This window comes from Stutzerimonas chloritidismutans AW-1, from assembly GCF_000495915.1.
Classification (GTDB): domain Bacteria; phylum Pseudomonadota; class Gammaproteobacteria; order Pseudomonadales; family Pseudomonadaceae; genus Stutzerimonas; species Stutzerimonas chloritidismutans.
Genome location: NZ_AOFQ01000064.1, coordinates 22,775 through 43,716, shown reverse-complemented (window position 1 = coordinate 43,716; position 20,942 = coordinate 22,775). Strand labels below are relative to the sequence as shown.

Here is a 20,942-nt window from a genome sequence, read left to right as displayed (position 1 = left end):
TGCAGAACCTTTGGAGATGAAGATGCCCTGGAAACGATTGATCGGGCCGCTGCAGCCGGTTGCTGCAACCTCAGGGCTGCGCGACTGGTACCAGGCCGTGTGTGACGGTGCCGGAAGTACGGGCTCGTTCAGTCAAGCGGTCTACGGCGGCCGGCTGGCGACCACGCCGGGGCTGGCCTTTCTCGCGGGATACCAGGCAGCCCTGCGGGCGCTCTGGCCGGATGCGCCGCCCGGGCTTGGCGCGCTATGCACGACGGAGCGGCGCAAGTTGCGGCCGGCCGACATGGCGACGCGTTGCGAGAACGGCCAGCTCACTGGCAGCAAGGATTTCGTGACGGCGGGCGACGCGGCGCAATGGCTGCTCGTTTCGGCCCGGGAGGAGGGGGCCGGTGAGTCACCGCGCCTCGGATTGTTTGTCGTGGAGCCGTCCGGTGCCGGCGTGTCATTGGTGGCCGGGCCGGATCTGCCGATCGTGCCGGATATCGCGCATGGCAGATTGAGCCTTGAGCAGGCTGCTGGGAAACGCTTGCCTGGTGACGGCTGGAGCGAGTACGTCAAACCGTTCCGCAGCCACGAGGATCTATATGTGCTGGCGGCGCTGGCTGCGTGGCTCTACGGTGTGGCGCTGCTTGAGCAGTGGCCGCGCGCGCTGGTACTGCGTCTGCTCGGCGTTCTTGCGGCTGCGGCAGAGGTCGCGCGGCGGCCAGCCCATGAGCCAGCCACTCATCTGCTGCTGGCCGCGTTGCTCGAGCAGCTCGCTGCGCTGCAACCTGAGGTGGACAGGGCGCTGGCGGATTCGCAGGGGCCCCGGGGCGCATTGTGGCGGCGTGATCGCGCAGTGCTGGGCTTGGCGCGCGATGCCCAGGCGCGCCGTCTGGAACAGGCGCTTGCCGCGCTCGGGCTCGAATCTTCAGTAGGCAGTTGAAGGCAGGGCGCGCGCCGGCGAACAGCTGGGAACTCTGCCCAGGCGAGTCGGGCCTATAGAAAATCGTATTTCACGGCGGCTCTTCCGCTGCGGCGGTCTGACCTGCTGCCTTGCCTTGCTCGAACGCCCGGGTAAGCTAGCCAACTGCTCGTTCAGCACCCCCAGTGCAGAGCGGCGGTATCGAGGCCGCTGCCCTTGGATGCCGTCCGGAAAAAGGGATTTCATGTCATTTCGTTGCTCATCCGCTTCGTCGCTGTGCCTGACGTCATCTGGCTCTACGCGGGGTGCCGCCCTGTGATGCTCGCTGGAGCGGTGTTCCCCTGGCGCAGCGACAATCAGTTCCGCCTGCTGATAGACGGGCCGGGGTTCTTCCCGCCCATGCTCGATGCCATCGAGCGCGCCGAGCGCCGGGTCGATCTCGAACTCTATCTGGTGGAGGACGGCGCTTGTCTCGACCGCCTGCTGGAGCCGCTGCTGCGTGCGGCGGCACGCGGCGTTCGGGTGCGTTGCCTGTTCGATGGTTTCGGCTGCCTGAAGATGAGCCAGGTCAATCGTGATCGAATGACCGCCGCTGGCGTCGAGCTGCGTCTCTATAACCCGCTTTCGCTCCGCCTGAGGCTGCGCAACCTGCATCGTGACCACCGCAAGCTGCTGCTGGTCGACGGCTGCATCGGTTATGTCGGCGGCACCGGTGTCACCGACGAATTCTGGCGTCCTGATGAGCCCGACGTGCATTGGCATGAGGTGATGGTCGAGATGACCGGCCCGCTGCTGCAGGACTGGCAGGACCTGTTCGACACCCAGTGGGTGCATTGCCTGAAGCGGCGTATCTGGCAGCTGCCCCTGCCCAGTGGTGCGCCGCGCATTCCAGTGCTGCCCAGTGGCTCGGGGCTAGGGCGCGTCGCCTATGCGGCGGCGCGTCAGCACCGCGACATACTGCACAGCCTGTTGCGCAACCTGCGGCGCGCGCAGACGCGCATCTGGCTGGCGACACCGTATTTCCTGCCTACCGGCAAGGTGCGCCGGGCACTGATCCGGGCGGCGCGTCGCGGGGTGGACGTGCGCCTGCTGCTGACCAGTCGCAATACCGATCACCCGCCGGTGCGCTACGCCGGGCAGCGTTTCTATCCACGGCTGCTGCGTGCCGGCGTGCGAATCCATGAATATCAGCCACACTTTTCCCACCTGAAAATGGTGCTGGTTGACGACTGGGTCAGCGTCGGCTCTTGCAACTTCGATCACTGGAACCTGCGCTGGAATCTGGAAGCCAATCTCGAGGCCATCGATGCTGCGTTGAGTGCCCAGGTGCAGGCATGCTTCGAGCGCGATTTTCAGGACAGTATCGAAATCGACATTAAAAGCTGGTACGCCAGACCGCTGCACCTGCGCCTCTACCAGCGCATGTGGGGCTGGCTGGACCGGCTGCTGGTAAACATCTTCAACCGCGGTGGCTGAAGCCGCCGCGTCACGGAGCAATGCTCCAAACCCGCGCGAAGAGGACGATCCAATGGCGGCGAAGAACATTTTGATGCTGGTGGGTGATTACGCCGAAGACTACGAAACCATGGTGCCTTTCCAGGCCCTGCAGATGGTTGGCCATCGCGTGCATGCCGTGTGCCCGGAGAAGAAGGCCGGCGACAGCGTGCGCACCGCGATTCACGATTTCGAGGGCGACCAGACCTATAGCGAGAAGCCGGGGCACAACTTTGCGCTGAACTTCGACTTCGCCGACGTGCGGGCCGAAGACTACGATGCCCTGGTCATTCCCGGTGGCCGGGCGCCGGAATATCTGCGCCTGAACGAGCAGGTGCTGGCGCTGGTGCGTGCGTTCGATGAGGCCAAGAAGCCAATCGCCGCCGTTTGTCACGGCGCCCAGCTGCTGGCTGCCGCGGGCGTGCTCAAGGGGCGTGCCTGCAGTGCCTATCCCGCCTGTGCACCCGAGGTGAAGCTGGCCGGTGGCGAGTACGTGGACATTGCCGTGGATCAGGCGCATACCGATGGCAACCTGGTCAGCGCTCCGGCATGGCCCGCCCATCCGGCGTGGCTGGCGGCATTCCTCGAGGTGCTCGGAACTCGCATCAGCCTGTAAGATGCAGACCGTCACCCAAGCCCGCCCCGCAGACCGCGCGGCGGGTTTTTTCATCCGTGAGGCTATGCCCTCGTGTTCGTGAGTGCCCCATGACTCAAGCAAAAGACCCCCTTCATGGCGTGACGCTGGAGGCCATTCTGGTCCAGTTGCATGCTCGCTTCGGCTGGGACGGCCTTGCCGAGCGCGTCGATGTCCGCTGCTTCAGCAATGAGCCGAGCATCAAGTCCAGCCTGAAATTCCTGCGCAAGACGCCCTGGGCCAGGGCGAAAGTCGAAGCGCTGTACATCGCAGAACAGAACGGCGGTCGCTAGTCCGCTCACGAGCGGCACTACCTGCCGATGCCGTTCGGCAAATACTTTCCGTCCCCTCTCAAGTTCGCTTTGCGCCGCCCGACTCTTGTAACAGATTGATTCGTCGTGACCGATGAGTCGCATTTTTCAGCAAATCGCTGGCAGGGAGTTCGGGCGATGAGAAACAACGGACCGGTAAGCAACACCGAACGGACCTTTCCGGCGCATCAGCGGCTGATTTCGGCGACGGATAACCAGGGCAAAATCCTTTATTGCAATGACGAATTCGTCGCCATCAGTGGCTACTCACGAGCCGAGCTGATCGGCAGTGACCACAACCTGGTCCGCCACCCGGACATGCCACCCGCCGTGTTCGAGGTGATGTGGCGCTACCTGAAGGCCGGCAAAAGCTGGATGGGGGTGGTCAAGAACCGCTGCAAGAACGGCGATTTCTACTGGGTCAGCGCCTACGTCACGCCTGTTTTCGACGATGGCAAGCTGACCGGCTTCGAGTCAGTGCGGGTCAAGCCGACCGCCGAGCAGGTCGCCCAGGCGACGGCGCTGTACGAGCGCCTGCGTACCGGCCGGCCGGCGGTTTCGTTGAGCCGGCGCGCGCAGGGCTGGACGCGTGCACTGGCGATGCCGATGGGCGCCGCGGTGCTGGCGGCCGGTGGAATCTTCTGGCTGCCGCCGGCAGTGGAAGCGCTCGTCGTGCTCGGTCTGTTCTTCGTGCTCGGGCTCAGCTGTCACTTCGCTGCGGAACGCCAGTTGCTGAGCATCCTGCAGCGCGTACCCGAAGCCTTCACCGATCCGGTGGTCGCCCTGACCTACACCCAGCGGCATGGCAATGCGGCGCGGCTGGAGATGGCCCTGGTCAGTGAAGACGCGCGGTTGCGTACGGCGTTGACGCGTCTGTCCGATCTGGCCGTGCAGGTCGCCGGTGCATCGGCAGAAACCTATTCGCTGGCCAGCCAGACCGAAAACGAGCTGCGCCAGCAGCGCGGCGAGACGGACATGACGGCCACCGCGGTGACGCAGATGACCGCATCGATCAGTGAGGTCGCCGGGCACGTGCAGCACACGGCAGAGGAGGCGAGGACGGCGAACGCGCTGGCAGACGACGGTGATCGGGTCGCAGCGAGTTCCCGCGAGGCGATGGAAATGCTGGCGGCGACCGTCACCAACATCGGCAACGTGGTCAACGAGCTGGCTGGCGAAACCCAGCAGATCGTATCCGCTGCCGGCATGATCCAGAGCATCGCCGACCAGACCAACCTGCTGGCGCTGAATGCTGCCATCGAGGCCGTACGTGCTGGCGAGCAGGGCAGGGGCTTTGCCGTGGTCGCCGACGAGGTGCGTGCGTTGGCGAGCAAGACGCGGGAGTCGACGCAGCAGATCCAGGCCATCATCCAGTCGCTCACCAGCAAGGCGGGTGAGGCCGTGACAATTGCACAGGTGGGTGACAAGGAGGCGGCCCAGGGGTTGGCCCAGGTCGTCGAGGCGCAGCAGGCGTTGCAGGGCATTCGCGAGGCGGTCGGCCGCATTGCCGGGATGAGCCAGCAGATGGCTGCCGCTGCCGAAGAGCAGGCGCATGTGGCCGAAGACATTGCTCGTCAGGTCACCCGTATTGCCGTCACGACTGACAGCAATGTCAGCAAGGCGGACCTGACCATGCAGCGCGGTCGCGACCTGGAATGCGCAGCGCACGGGCTGCGGGCACTGGTCGAACGCTTCAACCGCTGATTGCCGGGCAATAAAAAGCCCGGCATCGAGCCGGGCTTTTTATTGGCGTGTCGCTTATTGCACCTCGACCGCCAGGCTGTCGGCAATCTTCTGCTGCCAGATCGCCGGGCCGGTGATGTGCACCGACTCGCCGTTGGTGTCGACGGCGACGGTGACCGGCATGTCCTTCACTTCGAACTCGTAGATCGCTTCCATGCCCAGCTCGGCGAAGGCCAGCACCTTGGACTTCTTGATCGCCTGGGCGACCAGATAAGCCGCACCGCCAACCGCCATCAGGTAGACCGCCTTGTTGTCCTTGATCGCTTCGATGGCAATGGGGCCGCGCTCGGACTTGCCGATCATGCCCAGCAGGCCGGTGCTTTCCAGGATCTGACGGGTGAACTTGTCCATGCGCGTCGCGGTGGTCGGGCCAGCCGGGCCAACCACTTCGTCACCGACCGGATCGACCGGGCCGACGTAGTAGATGAAGCGGCCCTTGAGGTCTACCGGCAGCTCTTCGCCCTTGTTCAGCATGTCGACCATGCGCTTGTGCGCGGCGTCGCGACCGGTGAGCATCTTGCCGTTGAGCAGGATGGTCTCGCCCGGCTTCCAGCTCTGCACCTCTTCCGGGGTGATGCTGTCGAGGTTGACGCGGCGTGCGCTCGGGCCGGCTTCCCAGACGATTTCCGGGTAGGCGTCCAGCGACGGCGCTTCCAGGCTGGCCGGGCCGGAGCCGTCGAGTACGAAGTGCGCATGACGGGTGGCGGCGCAGTTGGGGATCATGCATACCGGCAAGGATGCGGCATGGGTGGGGTAATCCATGATCTTGACGTCGAGCACGGTGGTCAGGCCGCCCAGGCCCTGGGCGCCGATGCCCAGCTGGTTGACCTTCTCGAACAGCTCCAGACGCAGCTCTTCGATGCGGTTCTGCGGGCCACGGGCTTTCAGCTCATGGATGTCGATGGACTCCATCAGCACTTCCTTGGCCATCACCGCGGCTTTCTCGGCGGTGCCACCGATGCCGATGCCGAGCATGCCCGGCGGGCACCAGCCGGCGCCCATGGTCGGCACGGTCTTCAGCACCCAGTCGACGATCGAGTCGGACGGGTTGAGCATGGCCATCTTCGACTTGTTCTCGGAACCGCCGCCCTTGGCTGCGACGTCCACTTCCACCTTGTCGCCGGGAACGATGGAGTAGTGGATGACGGCCGGGGTGTTGTCCTTGGTGTTCTTGCGGGAACCTGCCGGGTCGGCCAGGATCGAAGCACGCAGGACGTTTTCCGGCAGGTTGTAGGCGCGGCGCACACCCTCGTTGATCATGTCGTCCAGGCTCATGGTCGCGCCGTCCCAGCGCACGTCCATGCCGACGCGGACGAACACGGTGACGATACCGGTGTCCTGACAGATCGGGCGATGACCGGTGGCGCACATGCGCGAGTTGATCAGGATCTGCGCCATGGAGTCGCGGGCAGCCGGGGATTCTTCACGCAGGTAGGCTTCGTGCATCGCCTGGATGAAGTCCACGGGGTGGTAGTAAGAAATGAACTGCAAAGCGTCGGCGACGCTTTGAATCAGGTCGTCTTGCTTGATCACGGTCATGCAGCGCGTCCTCATACGGGGCGATTAAGAGGCGCGTCGGGGGTGGCAGTCGACGCGCCGCGAAAAAATGCGGCGCAGTATAACGCGTCAAGCTGCGCGGTACACGGATGGACCTGGAGCGATGCGAATGCTGGCTAGGATTTTGTTTTCGGTAAGCGTAGAGTGCGGCAAATTGCCACAGCGGGAAGGATCCCTATGAGTGCGATGCGTGACGAGACCGATCTGCGTACATTGCAGCAATTGGTTACGCGGCGATTCGCACTGGCCTCCGTGACCTACGGTCTGGGCCTGGTGCTGACCTGGGTGGCGGTGGCGGGGGGCTTCTATCAGGCCTCGGTGGCCAGCGCCGTGGTGCAGTCGGAGTTGATTGTGGTGAGTCAGCTGCTGTTCTTCTGGCTGTTTCACCGAGGCATCAACCTGCGCTCGAAGGATCCCAGCCTGACTGAGCCGCAGGTCCTGGTGGGGCTGCTGTGGCTGACGACCTTTCTGTTCAACCTCGGTAGCGCGCGTGGTTCGCTGCTGGTGCTCTATCTGCTGGTGCTGATGTTTGCCGTCTTCCTGCCGCCCAAGGTGTTCATTCGCTACGCCGCGCTGGCCTTCGTCAGCTTCGTCGGCATGGCTGCGCTGGATTACTACCTGCAGCGGCCTATCGAGACCGATGTGTTCCTGCTGCAGGCCAGCGTGCTGCTGGTGACGCTGATCTGGATGTGTCTGTTCGCCGGCCACGTGTATCGCTTGCGCCAGCGCATGCGCCAGCGGCGTTTCGCGTTGCAGGCACATCAGGACACCCTGCGCGGAATGATGCGTCAACTGGAGGATCTGGCTTCTACCGACGAGTTGACGGGCCTATACAACCGGCGGCGCTTCCTGCGTATCGCCGAGGGCGACCTGAACCGCCTGCGCAAGGGACATCAATCGGGGCTGGCGCTCATCGATCTGGATCACTTCAAGCGCATCAACGATATCCACGGCCATGCCACCGGAGACCGCGTGCTGCAGGCCTTTGCCAGCGTGGCGCGGTCCTGTCTGCGTGATGACGATGTGCTGGCCCGTTATGGCGGCGAGGAGTTCGTGCTACTGCTACCCAATACCGACGCCGAGCAGTTCACCGCGTGCTGCGAGCGCCTGCGAGAGGCCTTCGCCAACGCCGAACCGGAAGATGCCAAGATCGAAGCCGGACATCTCAGCCTGTCGATCGGCCTGACCCTGCTGAATGCTGGAGATAATCTGGACGCGGCGCTGCAACGTGCCGACGAAGCGCTCTATCGAGCCAAGCGCGCTGGACGCAATCGCTGCGAACCCGCCTGGGTCACCGCCGATGCCTGAGTTGCATTGCGCCGGCAAGCGCTGGTCGGTCGCGCCCGCTACTAACCTGCTCGACGCCCTGATCGCTGCCGGCCTGCCCGTTTCCTACAGTTGCCGCGCCGGCAGCTGCCACGCCTGCCTGGTGCGCTGTGTCGACGGCGCACCGCGCGAGCTGCAAGCTGACCTGCTACGGCCCGAGCAACATGCGGCCGGCTGGCGATTGGCCTGTCAGTGCAGTGTCGAGGAGGACCTCGGCGTAGAAGTCTTCGATCCTCGCCGCGACGGGCAGCCCGCTCAGGTGCAAAGCGCCGAGTGGCTGAGCGGTAGCGTGCTGCGCCTGCGTCTGCTGCCGGAGCGGCCGCTGCGCTATCGTGCAGGTCAGCACCTGTTGCTGTGGACTGGTGCCGGCATCGCTAGGCCGTATTCGCTGGCCAGTGTTCCCGGCGACGATCCCTGGCTGGAGTTTCATCTCGATTGCTCCAGGCCGGGGGCGTTCTGCGATGCCGCGCGGCAGCTGCGCGCGGGCGACACGCTGCGGCTGGGCGACCTGCACGGTGGTGCATTGCATTACGAGCCGGAGTGGTCTGAGCGCTCTTTATTGCTGCTGGCTTCGGGAACCGGGTTGGCCCCTCTATTCAGCCTGTTGCGCGAGAGCCTGCGCCAGGGCCATGCCGGGACGATCAGGCTGGTGCATTTTTGCCGCGACGAGCACTACCTGCGCGGGCCGTTGCAGGAGTTGGCGGATAGGCACGAGAACCTGGAGCTGCAATGGGTCGATGCGCAACAGCGTGACAGCATGCTTTCGACGCTACGACCAACGTCGCGGCGGGACATCGCGCTGCTCTGCGGCGGCTCGGCGTTCGTCGACGCCTGCGCCAGGCGCCTGTTTCTCGCGGGCCTGCCGCGTGGACAGATATTCAGCGACGCGTTCGTCAGCGCGACTCAGCCGCGGTAGTTGGCTCCCGTTCGATCTTGCAGACAGCACGAGGCCGGCTAAAGAGCCGGCCTCGTGTGATTCCCTGCCAACCTTACTGATCGCCGACGCGCAGGATCTTCATCGTGTTGGTACCGCCTGTGCTGTCGTGGTAGCTGTCGCCCTTGGTCAGGATCACCCAGTCACCGGGCTGCACGATATTGCGCTTGAGCAGCTCCTCGACCGCCATCTGGCTGACCTTGTCCGCGGGCAGCGCGGCCGGATCGAACGGGATGGTCTGCACGCCGCGGAACAGCGCGACCCGTGCCTGGGTTTCGCGGTGCGGCGAGAATGCGAAGATCGGCACCGAAGAACGGATGCGCGACATGATCAGCGGCGTGTAACCGCTTTCGGTCAGGGCGATGATGGCCTTGACGCCCGGGAAGTGGTTGGCCGTGTACATCGCAGCCAGCGCCGCGCTCTCGTCGCAGCGCTCGAACTGCTGGCCGAGGCGGTGGCCGGACTTAGTGCTGGTCGGGTGCTTCTCCGCACCGCAGCACACGCGGGCCATGGCCTTGATCGCTTCGATCGGGTATTCGCCGGCGGCGCTTTCGGCCGAGAGCATCACCGCATCGGTGTAGTCCAACACGGCGTTGGCTACATCGGATACCTCGGCGCGGGTCGGCATCGGGCTGTGGATCATCGACTCCATCATCTGCGTCGCGGTAATCACCACCTTGTTGTGGCGACGCGCGTGCAGAATGATCTTCTTCTGGATGCCGACCAGCTCGGCATCGCCAACTTCCACCCCGAGATCGCCGCGCGCCACCATCACGCCGTCGCTGGCGCGGATCAGGCCGTCCAGCGCCTCGTCGTCGGCGACCGCTTCGGCCCGCTCGATCTTGGCGATCAGCCAGGCGTCGGAACCGGCCTCGTCGCGCAGGCGACGGGCCAGCTCCATGTCCGCGGCATCGCGCGGGAAGGAGACGGCCAGATAGTCCAGCTGCAGATCCGCGGCCAGCTTGATGTCGGCCTTGTCCTTGTTGGTCAGTGCCGGGGCAGTCAGGCCGCCGCCGCGACGGTTGATGCCCTTGTTGTCCGACAGCGGGCCACCGATCAGTACGGTGCAGTGCAGTTCGTCCGCGGTGGCGTTGTCGACGCGCATCACCACGCGGCCGTCGTCGAGCAGGAGCTCATCGCCGACGCCGCAATCCTTGACCAGATCCGGGTAATCGATGCCGACCACTTCCTGATTGCCGGCGTCGCGCGGATGGGTCACGGAGAAGCGGAACTGGTCGCCTTCCTTCAGCTCGATGCGCTTGTCGGTGAACTTGGCAATGCGGATCTTCGGCCCCTGCAGGTCTCCGAGCAGCGCGACGAAGCGGCCGTGGCGCGCGGCGATTTCACGCACCAGCTCAGCCCGGGCACGATGCTCGTCGGGGCTGCCGTGGGAGAAATTCAGGCGGGCTACGTCCAGCCCGGCGACGATCATCTTTTCCAACACCTCCGGCGAGCTGCTCGCTGGGCCCAGGGTGGCGACGATCTTGGTGCGACGCGGAATCATTCAATTGCTCCTTTTTCTGGCTGGCCCCGAGGCTACTATGCTCGCCGGTTGTAGTCATCGCTCGGCGACCACTACTCTTTGCGTCCGGCTGACGGGCTGTCTGCAGCTTTTTCCAGCTCGGTCGATACAGGGGCATACGGCGGAACCCATGCGCACCCTGATCATCGTTTTCCTGAGTCTTCTGACCGTCGGCTGCAGCAGTCGCCATGCTTTCGATCGCCACCTGGATGCGGCTTACCAGTACTACGAGGCCGACAACTGCGAGCGGGTGATGCAATCACTGTCGCAGGCAGAACGCCGTAGCAAGCCGCGCAGCCAGGTCCAGCCGGAGATTTCACTGTTGCGCGGCCAGTGTCTGGAGCGCCAGGGTCTGTTCGTCGACGCTGGCGAAACCTATCGTTTCATCGTCGAGCGATACCCTGCCAGCGAGTACGCCTATCGCGCTCGTGCGCGCCTGGAGACGCTGAGGCAGCTGGGCCACTATCATGCCGAGGCACCGCCGGTGGTTCAGCCGGCCAAACGTTGATTTCATGAAAGCCATGTGAGGGATCATGCGAGCTTTGCTGATGACCGCGATGCTGCTGCCTGCACTGGCAGATGCGCAGATCTATCGCTGGACCGATGCCAACGGACAGGTTCACTTCGGCCAGCGCCCCGCGGCCGGAGCCGAGCGGGTCGAGGTTCGGCCCCAGGTCGTCGAACGCGACGACCAGACCCGTGAGCGTGAGGCGCGCAGCGAACGATTCTTCGATGCGCGGCGGCAGGAGCAGCAGGCAGCGAGGGAGCAGGCCAGCAAGACGCGCGCTGCGCGCGAGCAGGAATGCCAAGGCTTGCGCAGCCAGTTGTCGCGACTGCAGCTTGGCGGACGTTTTTTTCGTAACGATGCAGCCGGAGAGCGCGTCTACTACAGTGAAAGTGAAGTAGAGGCGGCTCGACAGCGCCTGGCGATGCGTATCAGCCAGGAATGCAGTTGAGCCGACAGGACTCGAATTGCAGGGTTAAGGCTGAAGGCTCCGACGACATGAACATGGCGAACCAGCGTCGTATCCAGCGGCATCAGTTGCCGTACTACCTCAACGTATTCAATCGGTTCACCGAGAAGCCGCTGGGCTTCATCGGCAACCTGTCCGAGGGCGGGCTGATGCTGATCAGCCCCTATCCGATGATGCTTGGTGTTCGCTTCGAGATGCGCCTGAAGATTCCGGGCCAGAGCGGTCAACTGCGGCAAGTGGATTTCAGTGCGTTCAGTTTGTGGTCAAGCGAGGATGTGACGCCGGGCAGCTATGACACCGGTTTTTCCCTGATCGACCCGCCCGGGGATATCCGCGAAATGATCGCTGCCCTGCATCACTACTTCAGTTTCCAGCCGATGTTACACATCCCTCTGGCGCATCATGCCAGCCCGGCATCGGATCGATTTACTGACAAGGACTGCTGCCACGGTCTGTGAGCCGCGCTCACAGCGTCCCGGTTTTCTTCCACGCCAGATAACGCCCGATAAGTGCCGGCCCCAGATCGCAAGGCTGGACGTCGAGTACCGGCATGCCATGGGCCGCCAGGCGCTTGTGCAGCGCCTGACGGGCGTTCAGGTAGTCCTGGGCGCCGCAGTAGTCGAGCGCGTCGTCCAGGCTCTGCACCGGCCGCAGGCGCAGCTGGTCCAGCACTTCTTCGCGCAGGCTCACCAACAACACCCGATGTTTGCGTGAGAGCCGCTTCAGCGCCCCGTGCAGCTCGACATCGTCCTCATCGCGCAGGTTGCTCAGCACGATAACCAGTGCCTGGCGCTGTTGCCGGGCCAGCAACCGATCGACCGCTGCGCCGTAGTCTGCGGGCTGCTGGGTGGGCTGCAGGTCGTAAAGACCGTTCAGTAACACGTGAAGTTGCTGTTGGCCCTTGGCCGGCGTGACGTGACGCGGCTGTTCGCCGGCGAAGGTGCAGGCGCCCACGGCATCGCCCTGGCGCAACGCGGCATAGGCCAGCAGCAGGGCAGCGTTGAGGGCATGGTCGAAGTGCGTGAGTTCGGCGTCCTGGCTGCGCATACGCCGACCGCAGTCGAGCATCAGCACGATCTGCTGGTCGCGTTCGTCCTGATATTCGCGGGCAATCGGCATGCGTGCCCGCGCCGTGGCTTTCCAGTCGATCTGCCGCAGGGTGTCGCCCTCGCGGAACTCGCGTAGCTGGTGAAATTCCAGCCCCAGCCCGCGGCGCGGTTGCTGGCGGACGCCGAGGCGATTCAACCAGACGTCGATCGCCTGCAGGCTGGCTCCGTGCAATCGAGCGAAGTCGGGATACACCCGCGTCTCCCCGGCAAGCTCCAGCTGGCGTTTGCTGCGCCAGAGGCCCAACGGACTGGCCAGGCGAAGGTCGCAGTGCTGGAAGAAGAACTGGCCGCGGCGGGTCGGGCGCAGGCGGTAGTCGAGTTGGCAATGCTCGGCGGGCTGCAGGCGCATGCGTTGCGGCAGCTGTTCGAAGCTCATGCCCTCAGGCACCTGGTCGAACAGCTCCAGCTCGATGGTGCGGGAATGTTCGTTGCGCACCAGCAGTTGCACGCTGCTCCAGTGGCCCAGTGGCAGATTGCCCGACAGGCTGCGTTGCAGCGCAGGCGACGGCAGTCGCCTCAAGGCGAAGGCGTCGAGCGATGTCACCATACCCAGCGCCAGCAACAGGCCCCACCAGGCGGACCGCCAGTGCCCGGCTTCGACGCCGAACGCGGCAAGAACGCCAAGAGGAATGGCCGCGAGCGCCAGCGCAGCCAGCGCAACGAGCAGGCGACGGGATGGCGTCATGCGCGTGGCGCCGCGACCTGATCGAGTAGCTGCTGCAGCACCTGGTCCACCGACAGTCCTTCGATGTCCAGTTCTGCCGACAGGCGCACCCGGTGACGCAGTACCGCCAGCGCGCAACCCTTGATGTCGTCAGGCGTGACGAACTCGCCGCCACGCAGCAGCGCTTTGGCGCGACCACCACGAACCAGCGCGATCGATGCGCGGGGGCCGGCACCCAGCGCCAGCCCTGGCCAGCTGCGAGTGGTGCGGGCGAGGCGCACGGCATAGTCCAGTACCTGATCGTCCAGCGGCAGTTCGCTGGCAATCTTCTGCAGGGCCAGCACATCGCGGGCCTGCACCAGCTGGCGTAAGGCGCTGACGTCGAGCATGTCGGCGCGTGCCGAGCGGGTGACCTGGCGTACCAGCTCCAGTTCTTCGTTCGCCTGCGGGTAATCCATGCGCAACATCAGCATGAAGCGGTCGAGCTCGGCTTCCGGCAGGGGGTAGGTGCCTTCCTGTTCGATGGGGTTCTGCGTGGCCATGACCAGAAAAGGTTGCGGAACCGCCAGGGCCTTGCCTTCCAGGGTGACCTGACGCTCCTGCATCACCTCGAGCAGAGCGGCCTGGGTTTTGGCTGGTGCACGGTTGATTTCGTCGGCCAGCAGAAGGTTGGTGAACACCGGGCCCTTGCGCAGCTTGAACTGCTCGCTCTGCATGTCGTAGACGGCATGGCCGGTAACGTCGCTGGGCATCAGGTCGGGGGTGAACTGGATGCGCGAGAACTCGCCGCCGAAGCAGCGTGCCAGCGCCCGTACCAGCAGTGTCTTGCCCAGCCCCGGCACGCCTTCGATCAGCACATGGCCGGCAGCGATCAGCGCGGTAAGAACGCCATCGATGACTTCGTCCTGGCCAATCACCGCCTTGTGCAGCTCGTCACGCAGTGCCTGGGCGAGCTGGCTGGCTCGCAGGCGCTGGCTTACCGGGTTGGTGGCCGGAGCAGGGTTGTCGGATTCTGGGGTGTGTTCGCTCATAGCGCGTTCCTGAGGGTTTGCAGGTGGGCGACCTGTCGGGTGAATTCGGTGGCCGACAGACGTTGCTGCGGCAGTGGGCGCATGGCCAGTTCGATGCGGGCGATCGGCAGGCTGGAGAGACGGGCGAGCAGTGGCAGCTGGGCACTCGGCGGAAGCTGCTCGAAGCCCGGATGACGTTGCCCCGCTCGGCGCCGGATATCCTGTTGCAGCGGCTGCAGCAGACTGTGCTGGCGGCCATGGCGCAACAGAAACTCCGCCGAACCACGCAGGTGCTCCTGCAACTGGCGACGTGCCGGGTTGAGCGGAGCCTGCAGTGGGCCGAAGCGTTGCCCGGCATGCCAGAGCGCGAGTGCCACGAGCAGGCCCAGCACGGTGAGGAGTTCGGGGAAATGGCGGCGCAGTTGTGCGAGCAAGCCGTCGTGCTCGCTGCGGTGCACCAGGGTCACCGCGCTGTCCTGGCTCAGATACCAGAGCAGCCAGGCATGGTCGTACTGGTCGATGTTGCGGTTCTGCCAGATCCAGCTGTCGGTCAGGGCGGTGATCAGCCCGTCACCGTGCTGCAATTGCAGCATGTGCGTGGCGCCTGCGCTATTGGCCCAGGCGTGGGCGCGATTGTCGGCATCGTAGAGATGAAAGTCGGTATCGAAGGCCAGATAGGCCGGCGCGCTTTCATTCTCCAGATACAGCTTGGTCAGCTGCGGATGCTGCTCGGCTGTGGATGACTGCGGTGTCTGCGCATCATCGTCCAGATCGTCAACTGCGTACTGCTGCAGATTGAGCCGGTCGAACAGCAGGTCGCCGCTTTTGCCGGTCTCTTCATCCCACAGCCGCTCTGCGACCACGACCAGATGGCCGCCGGCGGCTGCCCAGCCCAGCAGGCGCTCGGTCTGCCGCGGGGTCAGGTTGCCGCGGTCACCGAGCAGGAGCAGCGTCTGGCCAGTGGTAGGCAAGGTCTCAAGTCCGGCGATGCCTTCCTGATGCGCGACCTGCAGGCCGAGGTCGCGCAGGAACAGTTCGGCGGCCAGGTAGATATTGCTGCGCGCCTCCGGGGTCGGGCCGTGCTCGACGACGTCTTTATAGGGTTGCAGCTTGCCGGCCAACCAGATGGCCAGCAGGCCGAACAGCACAACGGCGGCTGCGGCGAGCAGGCGAGGGCGAAGCCGGTTCATGGCCTCGAGTCCTCGGCGAACAGCGCGCGCCAGCCGGCACACAGTTCGTCACGGACCACGTCTTCGGCGTTCCGATGCCCGTAGGCCTGGTGCTGCCAATGCTGCGTAAGCTGCTCGGCAAAGCGCGATAGCGGTTCGCGCTGAAGCTGACGCACGCGTAGCAGCACCTCGCCCTCGGTATGCGCGGCCTTCAACGGCAGCTGGAAATCGTGCAGCAGGCGGCTGAGCAAACCGCGATAGAGCATTGCCAGAGCTGCACGCGGATCTTGCTGCCAGAGTCGTTCGGCCTCGCTGGCAACGTCGTTTGGCAGGCTTTCGGGCGCGACGTCGAGGCCGAACAGCTGCGTGGGTGCAGGTTGGCGGCGCCTGGTCGGCAGCTGTATGCGGCTGCCGAAAGTCTGCAGCCAGTCGCGGTAGCGCCACAGCAGAAGCGCGATCAGCAGTGCCAGCGCGGTCCAGAGCAGAACTTCGAGTGCCTGCGCCAAACTTTCCAGGCTTTGCCACAGCGAGCCACCCTGCAGCAGGCGTTCGAGCAGGCGTGCCAGGGCGCCGGGCTCCTGCGGGCTGTCTTGCGCACCGAAGCGCCAGCGGGTGACCGTCTCCCGGTGCTGGAAAGGCGGTTGGTCAAGCAGCGCGTCGATTCGTTCGCGGGCCGTCTCGCTGGTCAGGGGCTGATTCAGCAGGCGCTCGCTTTCCGGGCCCTGCTGCGCTGTGTCGGCCGATGGTGCCGCGGCCCAGGCATCGTGCGCGGCCGGCCAGAACAACAGGCCACAGGCAAGCAGCAACGCTGGCGCAGCGCTGAGCAGGCGCTGTCGCAGTCGACGGAAGGCCAGCTCTATATCCCACGCCTCCAGATGAGTGCGTCGGTTGAGATAGAGGCTGAAGCCGCAGGCGACATAGATAGGCTCCCAGACGATGAGCACCAGCGCATAGAGCAGATTGGACAGATGTTCCAGCCAGAGCCATTCGGCGCTCAGCCCGAGCAGATCCTCCCAGTTCCAGCGCTGTACCAGCTGCGCCGGCAGGAGGAAATACAGCAGACCGAGCAGCCCGAGCCAGAGCGCGCCTTCCAGATGCACGCCGACCACGGTCAGCCAGCTGGGCGCGCGACCGCTGCGCAAACCGAGCGTGAGCAGGCGTTGCTTGCGAGGCTTGCCGTCGAGCCCCTCGAGTTGCTGCACTGGCAGATCGAAGCTGCGCGTCGTGCTCAGGCGACGCCAGGTGAGACTGGCCAACAGCTGTGGCCGCAGCAGGCCGGGGAAGGCCCGCAGGCTCTCTCGAAAGCCCGGTGCTTCACCGAACAGTGCTTTGGACAGGATGTGCAGCGGCAAGCGCTCGTACAGGGGCTTGAGCCACCAGAACAGCAGCAACGCCAGACTTGGGTGCTGCCACAGCAGCAGACTGATCAGGCCGAAAAGCGGCAGCGTCACGGCCGCCCAGGTCGTCATCAGCAGCTTGGCGTGGCGCCTGGCGAGCAGGGTGCCGAGGTCCAGCGCTTCCCATGGACTGCGCGGGCGGATCGAGACGCTGGCATCACTCAGCTGCATGCTGCGCCCTCCCGGCGAAAGCGAAGTAAGCGGCCACGATCAGCCAGAGCAGCGCGCCGACGATGTATTTGATCAGGGGGGAGGTCAGGGTCATGGATGACCAGTAGGCCTCGACAAAGGCGGCGATGAGCAGGAACAAGGTGGCCCCGCAGACCAGCTGAATGCCTCGCTTGGCGGCCTGACGCAGTGCCTCTGCGCGGGGCAGGCGCCCCGGTGCCAGCAGCGCTACACCGAGCTGCAGCCCCGCGGCGCCGGCAAGGGTGATGGCGGTCAGCTCGAACGCGCCATGGCCGATGACAAACGACCAGAACGGCTGGTGGTAGCCGATGGCGCTCAGGTGGCCCGCGACGGCACCGATCGTCAGGCCATTGAATAGCAGGAAGAACAACGTACCCAGGCCGAACAGCAGCCCGCTGGCGAATGTCTGGAATGCGATGCCGATATTGTTCATCACGTAATAGCCGAACATCAGCCAGTCGTCGCCCGAGCCCCGCTCGGCGAAGCGACCCAGACGGCTGGCGTCCGGATCGTACATCTGTTCCATCTGTGCGACCTGGTCCGGCGGCAGGATGCTGAAGACCAGCTCGGGGAAGACGAAGACCAGGGCGGCCATGCCGATCAGGCTGCCGTAAAAGAGCAGACTCGCGGCCAGTACGTAACGCCACTGCTCACGGACCGCGCGGGCGAAGCCGCCGGTGACGAATCCGAGCAGTCGCCCCAGCAATGGACTGCGGTGCCGATAGAACTGCTGATGGCCGCGCAGGGCGAGCTGGCGCAACTGATCGATCAGTTGGCTGCTGTAGCCGCGAGATTCGGCCAGCGCCAGGTGCTGGCAGAGACGGCGGTAGGCAGCGGGGAAGTCGCTGGCCTGATTGGGGCTCGGCTTGCCGCGCTCCAGCGCGTCCAGCTGGCTGATGAAGTCGTGCCAGTCGGCCTGATGCTGGCGTTCGAAGGTGGCCTGCTTCATGGCGCGCCTACCAGTGAGCGGGCGATGCCATGGATTTTTGCCTCGGCGTACTTGTCGGTAACCGCCAGCGGTTCGGCAAGGATCGAAGCCAGCTCCAGACGCCGCTCGGCAGAAAGACTGGCATGACGCTCGGAGAAGGCAATAAGCGCGCGTTGCTCGTCGAGACTTAACGCAAAAGGCGCTTTGGCAGCTTCCACCTCCGGCAGCGTCGGGCGCGCTTGCGGTCTTTCTCGGTAGACCACCAGCGTCCCTGCGGCGAGATCGCCGAGACGCTTGAAGGCAGGGTGGCCCAGGCAGCTGAGTGCGCCGAGAAAATAGCCGAACGGCAGCATGTCGACGAAGCGCAGCAGGTTACGCGTCAGCGAGGAGGTCCAGCCGACCGGCGTGCCATCGTCATGCACCACACGCAGGCCCAGCCAGTGCTTGCCTGGCGTGCGTCCCTGATTCAGTACTTCGAAGAGCACCATGTACCACCACTGCACGAGGAACAGCAGTAGCGTCCCAAGACCGATACCAAAATTGCCCAGCATCCCCAGGATGATGAAGAGGGCCACCAGGATGGCGGCACGGATCGCCAGGTCGATGGCAAAGGCCAGCGCGCGCGGCACGAGCCCGGCCGGACGCAGGAGTAGATCGATGCCTTCGGGCGTCTCCACGCGATGGCTATTGTCGAGCAGCGATGGTCGGTCGAGAGCTGAAGGCAAGGGTAAAGTCGTCTGAGGCAGGCAAAGGTCGATGCTATGCGGCAAGTGCCGCTGCGGCAATGCGCCTGAGTCGTCTGAGCGGAGGGCAAGCCGGAGGGGGGTGATTATGGCGAAGTGCCTGCTCCTTTGCAGGATGTCGTTCGCATACCCAATGCTGAGCGGGCAGATCGGTTGACGCACGCGGCGATGTGCCGCCCTGGCTGATAGACTGCCGCGCTGATCGAGAAGGACTCTCCCGTGAATTCAAGCATCTTCTGGTACGACTTCGAAACCACAGGAATCTCGCCCAGCCGCGACCGTCCGTTGCAGGTGGCGGGTATCCGCACCAACGAGGCGCTCGAGGAAATCGGCGAGCCGCTGAACATCTATTGCCGTCCCTCCGACGACATCCTTCCGCATCCGGCGGCCTGCCTGGTCACTGGGATCACCCCCGCGACCCTCGAACAGAAGGGCTTGTGCGAGGCCGAATTCATTCATCGTCTGCATCAACAGCTGTCGTTGCCTGGCACCTGCGGCGCCGGTTACAACAGCCTGCGATTCGACGACGAGGTGATGCGCTACAGCCTGTACCGCAACTTCTACGATCCCTATGCTCGTGAATGGCAGGGCGGTAACAGCCGCTGGGATCTGATCGATCTGGTACGCACGGCTTATGCTCTGCGCCCGGAAGGCTTGGTCTGGCCTGAAGAGGAGGGGCGGGTGACGCTCAAACTCGAACGACTGAGCGTGGCCAACGGGCTGGAACATCTGAATGCGCACGACGCGCTATCCGATGTGCGCGCGACCATTGCCCTGGCCAGACTCGTTCGCGATCGGCAGCCGCGGCTGTACGACTATCTCTACAACCTGCGCCGCAAGCAGGCGGTGCTTGAGCAGATCCGGTTGCTGGAACCCATGGTGCACGTGTCCGGCCGCTTCTCCGCTGCACGGCATTTTCTCTCGGTGGTCCTGCCGCTGGGCTGGCACCCGCGCAATCGCAACGCGCTGATCGTCTGCGATCTGCAGGCCGGACCGGAGCCGCTCTTGCAGGAAACGGCTGAAACGCTGCGTCAGCGCCTGTATACCCGACGTGACCAGCTCGCCGATGGCGGGTTGCCGGTGCCCTTGAAGCTGGTGCACGTCAACAAGTGTCCCGTGGTGGCGCCGCTCAAGGTTTTGCGCACGCAAGACATCCAGCGCCTTGGTCTGGATATGCCGATCTGCCATGAGCGTGCAGCGATGCTTCGAGGGCAGCGGCAGATCTGGAGCACCAAGCTCGAAGACATCTATCGCGAAGACCGCTTCGCTGGCACTGATGATCCGGAGCAGCAGCTGTATGACGGTTTTCTCGGGGACCGCGACCGGCGGCTGTGCGACCAGGTCCGTAGCCTGTCACCTGCGGAGCTGGTGAAACAGCCATTCCGATTCGATGATGCGCGCCTCGACGAGCTGTTGTTTCGTTACCGCGCGCGTAACTTTCCTGAAGCGTTATCCGTCGACGAGCAAGCGCAATGGCGTCAGTTCTGCCAACAGCGGCTGAGTGATGGGGCATGTGGCGCGCCCAACACCCTCGTGCAGTTCGAGTCGGATATCGAGCAATTCATGATCGGCGCCACGCCGGCACAACGGCAACTGTTGCAGCAATGGCGCGAGTACGGTCAGGGGTTGCGTGAGCGTTACCGCTTGAGCAATTAACTCTTGGGGAGGGCGTATGTTTGTGCGCCACGCCTGAATCGAGCGGGGAAGGAAGAGTGCAGCACAAATAAAAACGCCGTTTCCCGACATCAATGATTAATGTCGAGAAACGGCGTTCGTTATAAAACCGTAGCCGCTTAGCCGAGAAGGGTGGCCCAGCTTTCAACGGTGTCGGAGCCCCACTGGGCTTTCCATTCTTTCAGGGTCTTGTGATTGCCGCCTTTGGTTTCAATCACTTCACCGCTGTGTGGGTTTTTGTACTGCTTCACGCGGCGGGCACGCTTGCTGGTCGCGGGAGCTTTTGCAGCGCGCGGGCTCTTGCTGTTGCGAGAGGCCTCCGGATCGAGCAGGGCAATGATGTCGCGCAGGGACTTCTGGTATTCACCCATGAGTTCGCGCAGCTTGCCTTCGAATTCCAGTTCCTTTTTCAGCTTGTCGTCTTCGGACAGCGACTTCAGGCGCTCTTGAAGTTCCTTGATGGCTTCTTCAGTAGCGCGATACTCATTGATAAGTGACATATGACTTCCTTGGGATAGGTTTGAACGCAAGTGGCAGCAATCATAGTCCTGCGTAATCCGCAAGTAAATATAGCCTTGTAAAAAAGCCACACTACTATTTGAAAGGATATGTGACGCAGGCTAAGAGCTGCTAATGCAGCCGTGCACGGCTTAAATCAAG

The 20,942-nt window shown here is 64.1% G+C and carries 20 protein-coding genes; 11 read left to right on the top strand and 9 right to left on the bottom strand.

Annotation, left to right across the window (positions count from 1 at the left end; genetic code table 11):
- Positions 1 to 16: 16 nt before the first annotated feature.
- From F753_RS45855 to F753_RS45835, 5 genes are all read left to right on the top strand, one after another.
- The gene (locus F753_RS45855; RefSeq protein ID WP_031298359.1) at positions 17 to 925 is read left to right on the top strand and encodes an acyl-CoA dehydrogenase middle domain-containing protein; all 909 of its coding nucleotides are present in this window, start codon (positions 17 to 19) and stop codon (positions 923 to 925) included.
- Positions 926 to 1,222: 297 nt separating this feature from the next.
- Entirely contained in the window at positions 1,223 to 2,380 is a 1,158-nt protein-coding gene (locus F753_RS45850; protein ID WP_031298358.1) for a phospholipase D-like domain-containing protein, read from the top strand.
- A gap of 52 nt (positions 2,381 to 2,432) precedes the next feature.
- On the top strand, positions 2,433 to 3,014 hold the full coding sequence (locus F753_RS45845) for a DJ-1/PfpI family protein (protein WP_023446825.1): 582 nt from the start codon (positions 2,433 to 2,435) through the stop codon (positions 3,012 to 3,014).
- Positions 3,015 to 3,103: 89 nt separating this feature from the next.
- Complete coding sequence (locus F753_RS45840; protein ID WP_023446824.1) at positions 3,104 to 3,325, top strand: VF530 family protein; 222 nt, start codon at positions 3,104 to 3,106, stop codon at positions 3,323 to 3,325.
- A gap of 156 nt (positions 3,326 to 3,481) precedes the next feature.
- Positions 3,482 to 5,047, top strand: a complete 1,566-nt coding sequence (locus F753_RS45835; RefSeq protein ID WP_023446823.1) for a methyl-accepting chemotaxis protein — start codon at positions 3,482 to 3,484, stop codon at positions 5,045 to 5,047.
- A 54-nt stretch (positions 5,048 to 5,101) separates the two neighbouring features.
- Here the strand turns inward: F753_RS45835 and F753_RS45830 are convergent, their stop codons facing one another.
- Positions 5,102 to 6,625 carry a fumarate hydratase gene (locus tag F753_RS45830; protein WP_023446822.1) on the bottom strand — a complete coding sequence of 508 codons (1,524 nt, stop codon included), beginning with the start codon at positions 6,623 to 6,625 and terminating at the stop codon, positions 5,102 to 5,104.
- 195 nt (positions 6,626 to 6,820) lie between these two features.
- Between F753_RS45830 and F753_RS45825 the strand changes: the two genes are divergently transcribed.
- Positions 6,821 to 7,951, top strand: coding sequence for a GGDEF domain-containing protein (locus F753_RS45825; protein ID WP_023446821.1), 1,131 nt, complete (start codon positions 6,821 to 6,823; stop codon positions 7,949 to 7,951).
- Complete coding sequence (locus F753_RS45820) at positions 7,944 to 8,885, top strand: iron-sulfur-binding ferredoxin reductase (protein ID WP_023446820.1); 942 nt, start codon at positions 7,944 to 7,946, stop codon at positions 8,883 to 8,885. Before F753_RS45825 ends, F753_RS45820 begins: the two co-directional genes overlap by 8 nt.
- Positions 8,886 to 8,958: 73 nt before the next feature.
- Here F753_RS45820 and pyk read toward each other — a convergent pair whose 3' ends face one another.
- Complete coding sequence (gene pyk / locus F753_RS45815; RefSeq protein ID WP_003303505.1) at positions 8,959 to 10,407, bottom strand: pyruvate kinase; 1,449 nt, start codon at positions 10,405 to 10,407, stop codon at positions 8,959 to 8,961.
- 148 nt (positions 10,408 to 10,555) lie between these two features.
- Between pyk and F753_RS45810 the strand changes: the two genes are divergently transcribed.
- The 3 genes from F753_RS45810 to F753_RS45800 are packed head-to-tail and all read left to right on the top strand — an operon-like array spanning position 10,556 to position 11,857.
- Complete coding sequence (locus tag F753_RS45810) at positions 10,556 to 10,933, top strand: tetratricopeptide repeat protein (protein WP_023446819.1); 378 nt, start codon at positions 10,556 to 10,558, stop codon at positions 10,931 to 10,933.
- Positions 10,934 to 10,958: 25 nt separating this feature from the next.
- On the top strand, positions 10,959 to 11,381 hold the full coding sequence (locus tag F753_RS45805) for a DUF4124 domain-containing protein (RefSeq protein WP_031298357.1): 423 nt from the start codon (positions 10,959 to 10,961) through the stop codon (positions 11,379 to 11,381).
- Between the two features lie 47 nt (positions 11,382 to 11,428).
- The gene (locus tag F753_RS45800) at positions 11,429 to 11,857 is read left to right on the top strand and encodes a PilZ domain-containing protein (RefSeq protein WP_014821276.1); all 429 of its coding nucleotides are present in this window, start codon (positions 11,429 to 11,431) and stop codon (positions 11,855 to 11,857) included.
- A 7-nt stretch (positions 11,858 to 11,864) separates the two neighbouring features.
- Here F753_RS45800 and F753_RS45795 read toward each other — a convergent pair whose 3' ends face one another.
- From F753_RS45795 to F753_RS45770, 6 genes are read right to left on the bottom strand one after another with little or no spacing between them, the layout of a single operon-like run.
- A complete protein-coding gene (locus F753_RS45795) occupies positions 11,865 to 13,193 on the bottom strand; it encodes a DUF58 domain-containing protein (RefSeq protein ID WP_023446817.1) in 1,329 nt (442 codons plus the stop codon).
- Entirely contained in the window at positions 13,190 to 14,203 is a 1,014-nt protein-coding gene (locus tag F753_RS45790; RefSeq protein ID WP_023446816.1) for an AAA family ATPase, read from the bottom strand. Before F753_RS45790 ends, F753_RS45795 begins: the two co-directional genes overlap by 4 nt.
- On the bottom strand, positions 14,200 to 15,372 hold the full coding sequence (locus F753_RS45785) for a DUF4350 domain-containing protein (protein WP_023446815.1): 1,173 nt from the start codon (positions 15,370 to 15,372) through the stop codon (positions 14,200 to 14,202). The genes F753_RS45790 and F753_RS45785 overlap by 4 nt, the downstream gene beginning before the upstream one ends.
- Positions 15,369 to 16,919 (bottom strand): DUF4129 domain-containing protein, encoded by a 1,551-nt coding sequence (locus F753_RS45780; RefSeq protein WP_031298356.1) that lies wholly within the window; start codon positions 16,917 to 16,919, stop codon positions 15,369 to 15,371. The genes F753_RS45785 and F753_RS45780 overlap by 4 nt, the downstream gene beginning before the upstream one ends.
- The gene (locus tag F753_RS45775; RefSeq protein WP_003303493.1) at positions 16,906 to 17,886 is read right to left on the bottom strand and encodes a stage II sporulation protein M; all 981 of its coding nucleotides are present in this window, start codon (positions 17,884 to 17,886) and stop codon (positions 16,906 to 16,908) included. The genes F753_RS45780 and F753_RS45775 overlap by 14 nt, the downstream gene beginning before the upstream one ends.
- Positions 17,883 to 18,590, bottom strand: a complete 708-nt coding sequence (locus F753_RS45770) for an RDD family protein (RefSeq protein WP_023446813.1) — start codon at positions 18,588 to 18,590, stop codon at positions 17,883 to 17,885. The genes F753_RS45775 and F753_RS45770 overlap by 4 nt, the downstream gene beginning before the upstream one ends.
- Positions 18,591 to 18,827: 237 nt before the next feature.
- On the opposite strand from F753_RS45770, the gene sbcB reads away from it, so the two are divergent.
- Positions 18,828 to 20,264, top strand: a complete 1,437-nt coding sequence (gene sbcB / locus F753_RS45765) for an exodeoxyribonuclease I (protein WP_023446812.1) — start codon at positions 18,828 to 18,830, stop codon at positions 20,262 to 20,264.
- A 137-nt stretch (positions 20,265 to 20,401) separates the two neighbouring features.
- Here the strand turns inward: sbcB and mvaT are convergent, their stop codons facing one another.
- Positions 20,402 to 20,782 carry a histone-like nucleoid-structuring protein MvaT gene (gene mvaT, locus F753_RS45760; protein WP_003303488.1) on the bottom strand — a complete coding sequence of 127 codons (381 nt, stop codon included), beginning with the start codon at positions 20,780 to 20,782 and terminating at the stop codon, positions 20,402 to 20,404.
- Between the last annotated feature and the right edge of the window lie 160 nt (positions 20,783 to 20,942).

Coding starts and splice junctions, on each gene's coding strand:
- F753_RS45855 (WP_031298359.1), top strand. CDS start 17: ATGAAGATGCCCTGGAAACGATTGATCGGGCCGCTGCAGCCGGTTGCT.
- F753_RS45850 (WP_031298358.1), top strand. CDS start 1,223: ATGCTCGCTGGAGCGGTGTTCCCCTGGCGCAGCGACAATCAGTTCCGC.
- F753_RS45845 (WP_023446825.1), top strand. CDS start 2,433: ATGGCGGCGAAGAACATTTTGATGCTGGTGGGTGATTACGCCGAAGAC.
- F753_RS45840 (WP_023446824.1), top strand. CDS start 3,104: ATGACTCAAGCAAAAGACCCCCTTCATGGCGTGACGCTGGAGGCCATT.
- F753_RS45835 (WP_023446823.1), top strand. CDS start 3,482: ATGAGAAACAACGGACCGGTAAGCAACACCGAACGGACCTTTCCGGCG.
- F753_RS45830 (WP_023446822.1), bottom strand. CDS start 6,625: ATGACCGTGATCAAGCAAGACGACCTGATTCAAAGCGTCGCCGACGCT.
- F753_RS45825 (WP_023446821.1), top strand. CDS start 6,821: ATGAGTGCGATGCGTGACGAGACCGATCTGCGTACATTGCAGCAATTG.
- F753_RS45820 (WP_023446820.1), top strand. CDS start 7,944: ATGCCTGAGTTGCATTGCGCCGGCAAGCGCTGGTCGGTCGCGCCCGCT.
- pyk (WP_003303505.1), bottom strand. CDS start 10,407: ATGATTCCGCGTCGCACCAAGATCGTCGCCACCCTGGGCCCAGCGAGC.
- F753_RS45810 (WP_023446819.1), top strand. CDS start 10,556: ATGCGCACCCTGATCATCGTTTTCCTGAGTCTTCTGACCGTCGGCTGC.
- F753_RS45805 (WP_031298357.1), top strand. CDS start 10,959: ATGCGAGCTTTGCTGATGACCGCGATGCTGCTGCCTGCACTGGCAGAT.
- F753_RS45800 (WP_014821276.1), top strand. CDS start 11,429: ATGAACATGGCGAACCAGCGTCGTATCCAGCGGCATCAGTTGCCGTAC.
- F753_RS45795 (WP_023446817.1), bottom strand. CDS start 13,193: ATGACGCCATCCCGTCGCCTGCTCGTTGCGCTGGCTGCGCTGGCGCTC.
- F753_RS45790 (WP_023446816.1), bottom strand. CDS start 14,203: ATGAGCGAACACACCCCAGAATCCGACAACCCTGCTCCGGCCACCAAC.
- F753_RS45785 (WP_023446815.1), bottom strand. CDS start 15,372: ATGAACCGGCTTCGCCCTCGCCTGCTCGCCGCAGCCGCCGTTGTGCTG.
- F753_RS45780 (WP_031298356.1), bottom strand. CDS start 16,919: ATGCAGCTGAGTGATGCCAGCGTCTCGATCCGCCCGCGCAGTCCATGG.
- F753_RS45775 (WP_003303493.1), bottom strand. CDS start 17,886: ATGAAGCAGGCCACCTTCGAACGCCAGCATCAGGCCGACTGGCACGAC.
- mvaT (WP_003303488.1), bottom strand. CDS start 20,782: ATGTCACTTATCAATGAGTATCGCGCTACTGAAGAAGCCATCAAGGAA.